This is a genomic window from Stackebrandtia sp., assembly GCF_035643755.1.
Classification (GTDB): Bacteria; Actinomycetota; Actinomycetes; order Mycobacteriales; family Micromonosporaceae; genus Stackebrandtia.
The window spans coordinates 1-3,555 of record NZ_DASQPW010000112.1 but is presented as its reverse complement, the minus strand read 5'-3'; the positions used below and the strand labels follow the sequence as shown (position 1 = coordinate 3,555).

Below are 3,555 nucleotides of genomic sequence, written 5' to 3'. Positions count from 1 at the left end.
ACGCTCGTCGCCACCAAGCTCTGTCACCAGAGAGCCAGAAGCGCTACCCCTCAACGACTCCCTCGATACCCGACCGCCCGCTGTCCCTCCGCCGCCGACGGGGTTCGCCCAGCGACTCACCAAGGCCATGACCGTGTCGACTGGCATCCCGCGCGAGCCACTCCAGAGGCCTTGCCCCGCAACCGTCCCCCCATTGCCGACCGCCCGCTCTCCCACCGCGGCCGAGGGAGTTCGCCGCGGTCAAACCGCGACGGCCATACTCACACCTCGCTCAAAACCGCCCCACGGCCTCGCCCCGACCTCTGGCTGACCCCACCCACTCCGCCGTGGCAGAGGGAGTTCGCCCAGCAGAACCGTGGCCGCCGAACTGGCGCCTCGTATACACCGTCCAACACCCGCTTCCCCGCAATCGCTTCCTCGACTGTTGCCCCCCACTCACCCCGCCGCAGCGCAGAGGGAGTCCCCTCGGCCAAACCTCGACGGCCATGCACACCTCGTTCGAAACCGCCCCGCAACCCCGCCCCCGACCTCTGACGGACCCACCCACTCCGCCGTGGCAGAGGGAGGTGTCCTCAGCAGCTCAATAGCGCCGTGACGGTGTCCTTGACCTTCGACAGCAGCTCGTCGGGGACGATGTCGTTGTCGAGGCACATCTTGTCGATCTTGCCGTCGACCACCAGCGCGGCCAGGCCGTGGGCCAGGGACCACAGGGTCACGACCAGGCCGTCGCTGTCGACGGCGGCGAACATACCCGCGCGTCGACAGTCCTCAATGGCCTCGGCGACGACCGCGAGGGCGTCGTCCCCCGCCGCCTGCACGTCGGGGTGCTTGTCGGAGGCCGACAGTTCGGGACGGAACATCAGCAGGAAGTACGCCCGATGACGGCCCGCGAACTCCACATAGGCCTCAAGCAGCTCGACCAGCGCCGTCACGGGGTCCGCGGCCTCGGCGCGCACGGCGCGCAGCCGCGCGGTCAGGTCGGTGAATCCGCGCGCCGTCAGCTCGGCGATCAGGGCGGCGCGGTCGGCGAAGTGGTGGTACGGGGCGCCAGGGCTGACGCCCGCCTCCCGCGCCACGCGACGCAGGCTCACCGCGCCGATCCCCTCCTCGTCGACCAGCCGCAGGCACGCCTCCATCAGCTCCGTGCGCAGGTTGCCGTGGTGGTAGCTGGTCTTGGGAGTGGTGGACACGACCCCACCCTAAACGCCCCTCCCCCGCATGGTATCTATACAGTGTTTAGATAGACAGACACCACTGAAAGGTGCGCACTCATGTCGTCATTGGTTCTGGTCACGGGCGCCAGCGGATACATCGCTGGCCACGTCGTCAAGGAGCTGCTGGAACACGGATACGCGGTGCGCGGCACCGTCCGCGATGTCACCGCCACCGAGAGGGTCGCCCACCTGCGCGCCATCGCCGACGACGGCGGCGGCAAGCTGGAGTTCGTCGCGGCCAACCTCACCTCCGACGACGGCTGGGCCGCCGCGGTCGACGGCTGCGACTACGTGATCCACGTGGCCTCCCCGATCCCCTCGGCCACCCCCAAGGACCCCGACGAGCTCGTCCGCCCCGCCGTCGACGGCACCCTGCGGGTGCTCAACGCCGCCGCCGCGGCCCCCAGCGTCAAGCGCGTCGTGCTCACCTCGTCCATCGCGGCCATCGCCGCGGGCCGCGACCCGAAGTCCGAACACCGATGCACCGAGGACGACTGGTCCAATCTCGACAACTGCGAGCCCTACCCGAGGAGCAAGACCCTCGCCGAGCGCGCCGCCTGGGAGTTCATGGACACCAAGGGAACCGACGTCGGCTTCGACCTGGTCGCGGTGAACCCCGGGCTGGTCCTGGGGCCGCTGCTCAACGCCGACGCCAGCACCTCGGTCGAGGTGGTCAAGAAGCTGATCAACCGCGAGATACCTGGCACCATCGCGCTCGGATTCGCCACGGTGGACGTGCGCGACGTCGCCGCCGCGCACCGCCTGGCCATGGAGACCCCCGCCGCGTCGGGCAACCGCTACATCGTGGCGGGCGACCACGCCTGGATGCGCGACATGGCCGAGACGCTGGCCGCCGAGTTCGGGCCGCGCGGCTATCGGGTGCCCACCAGGGATCTCCCCCACTGGCTGGTGTGGACGATCGCCCGCTTCGACAAGACCGTGCGCCTGGCGCTGGACATGATCGGCGCCCGCGAACTGGTCTCGGCCGACAAGGCCAAGCGGGAACTCGGCTGGACCATGCGCCCGCTGAAGACCTCCCTGGTCGACACCGCCGACAGCATGATCGACCTCGGCCTGGTGACGAACCGCCGCGCCCGCGCCTGAACGCGTGTCAGACTGCGGGAATGTCCAAGCCGCAGACCATCGACGCCTATCTCGCCGAATTCGCGGGGCCGGGCCGCCAGCTGCTCGACGAGCTGTGCGCCCTGGCCCGCGACGAGGCTCCCGAGGCCACCGAGGCCATCAAGTGGGGGAACCCCGCGTGGGTGCACCCGTCGGGGACGATCCTGTTCGTCGTCAGCGGGCACGCCAAGCACGCGAACGTCACGTTCACCCCCAGCACCCGCCTCGCCTTCGCCGCCGAACTGGCCGACTTCGACACGGGCAAGGGCTCGGTCAAGATCCCCTATGGACAGTCTCCCCCGGGCGACCTGCTGCGCCGCATGATCGACTATCGGGTGCGCGAGCACGAGGTCGACGGCGTCGGGTGGATGTGAACCGCCCCTTAGGCAGTGGCTCGGGTGAACGTGGCCACCACGGGCGCCAGCAGGCACAGGACGCGCACGGTGGTACCCGCGGGGGCGTCCACGGCGAACTCGCCCGACGGCTTGTCCCAGGTGGCCAGCGTGACGCCCGACGTATCCACAATGGTGGACTGTTCGTCGCCCGTGCGCAGCGTCGCCAGCACCAGGTTGTCGGTGCCGCACAGGTCGAAGTTGTCGCTGCCCTCGGTGATGGCCCGCAGCGTCCCCACCCGCTGTCCCGCACGGTCGGTGACGTAGAAGGCCGTCTTCCACGCCGCGTCGGGCTTGTTGATCACCCAGCGGGTCTGCAACAGCGCGTCGCGCACCTCGAACGTATAAGGCAATGCCTTGGGGTTCTTGGAAACCCGCCCGCGTAGCGAGCCGCCCCGCTCCACCGCGTTGGCGATGTCGCGTCCGTCCAGCGTGTACGTCGCGCGGGCGCGGTCGAAACCCAGCCGCGGCGCGGCGTCGAACAGCGCGGCCAGCTCGGGCTCGTCGGCGTCGCGCGGCACCCCGCGGGCGTCGGCAACGGTCCAGCGGTCGGCGTACATCAGCCGCAGCCCGACCAGCTGGGCGGTGGAGATCGCCTCGATGCCGTCCAGCAGCAGCCACGCCGTGGAATCGTCCACGGTGGCCACCTCGGCGAGCTCGTCGGGCATCCCCACCACCGCCCCGGGGTCGCACCACAGCGCCAGCCTCACGTGTCCATACGGGAGCGTGCGGGAAGGCTTGGGGGACGGCACGAACCCGACCCGCTGAATCGCCTCGTCCGGGATGTCGAAGCGGACGCCCTTGCGGCGCAACTGGATCGCCCGTGA

The 3,555-nt window shown here is 70.0% G+C and carries 4 protein-coding genes; 2 read left to right on the top strand and 2 right to left on the bottom strand.

Translation table 11 applies throughout. The features are described from left to right. Positions 1 to 572: 572 nt before the first annotated feature. On the bottom strand, positions 573 to 1,190 hold the full coding sequence (locus tag VE172_RS08820) for a TetR/AcrR family transcriptional regulator (protein ID WP_324800026.1): 618 nt from the start codon (positions 1,188 to 1,190) through the stop codon (positions 573 to 575). An 81-nt stretch (positions 1,191 to 1,271) separates the two neighbouring features. Here VE172_RS08820 and VE172_RS08815 point away from each other — a divergent pair, with 81 nt between their 5' ends. Together VE172_RS08815 and VE172_RS08810 are read left to right on the top strand one after the other, a co-directional pair. Further along, on the top strand, positions 1,272 to 2,318 hold the full coding sequence (locus VE172_RS08815; RefSeq protein ID WP_324800023.1) for an SDR family oxidoreductase: 1,047 nt from the start codon (positions 1,272 to 1,274) through the stop codon (positions 2,316 to 2,318). Between the two features lie 20 nt (positions 2,319 to 2,338). Continuing rightward, positions 2,339 to 2,710: an iron chaperone gene (locus tag VE172_RS08810; protein WP_324800020.1), complete on the top strand. Its 372-nt coding sequence runs from the start codon at positions 2,339 to 2,341 to the stop codon at positions 2,708 to 2,710. An 8-nt stretch (positions 2,711 to 2,718) separates the two neighbouring features. On the opposite strand, the gene VE172_RS08805 is transcribed toward VE172_RS08810, so the two are convergent. Then, the coding region (locus VE172_RS08805) for a hypothetical protein (RefSeq protein WP_324800018.1) at positions 2,719 to 3,555 on the bottom strand (837 nt) is incomplete at its 5' end.

What these genes read in the sequence shown, in the direction of transcription:
- VE172_RS08815 (WP_324800023.1), top strand. Translation starts at nt 1,272, where the DNA reads ATGTCGTCATTGGTTCTGGTCACGGGCGCCAGCGGATACATCGCTGGC.
- VE172_RS08810 (WP_324800020.1), top strand. Translation starts at nt 2,339, where the DNA reads ATGTCCAAGCCGCAGACCATCGACGCCTATCTCGCCGAATTCGCGGGG.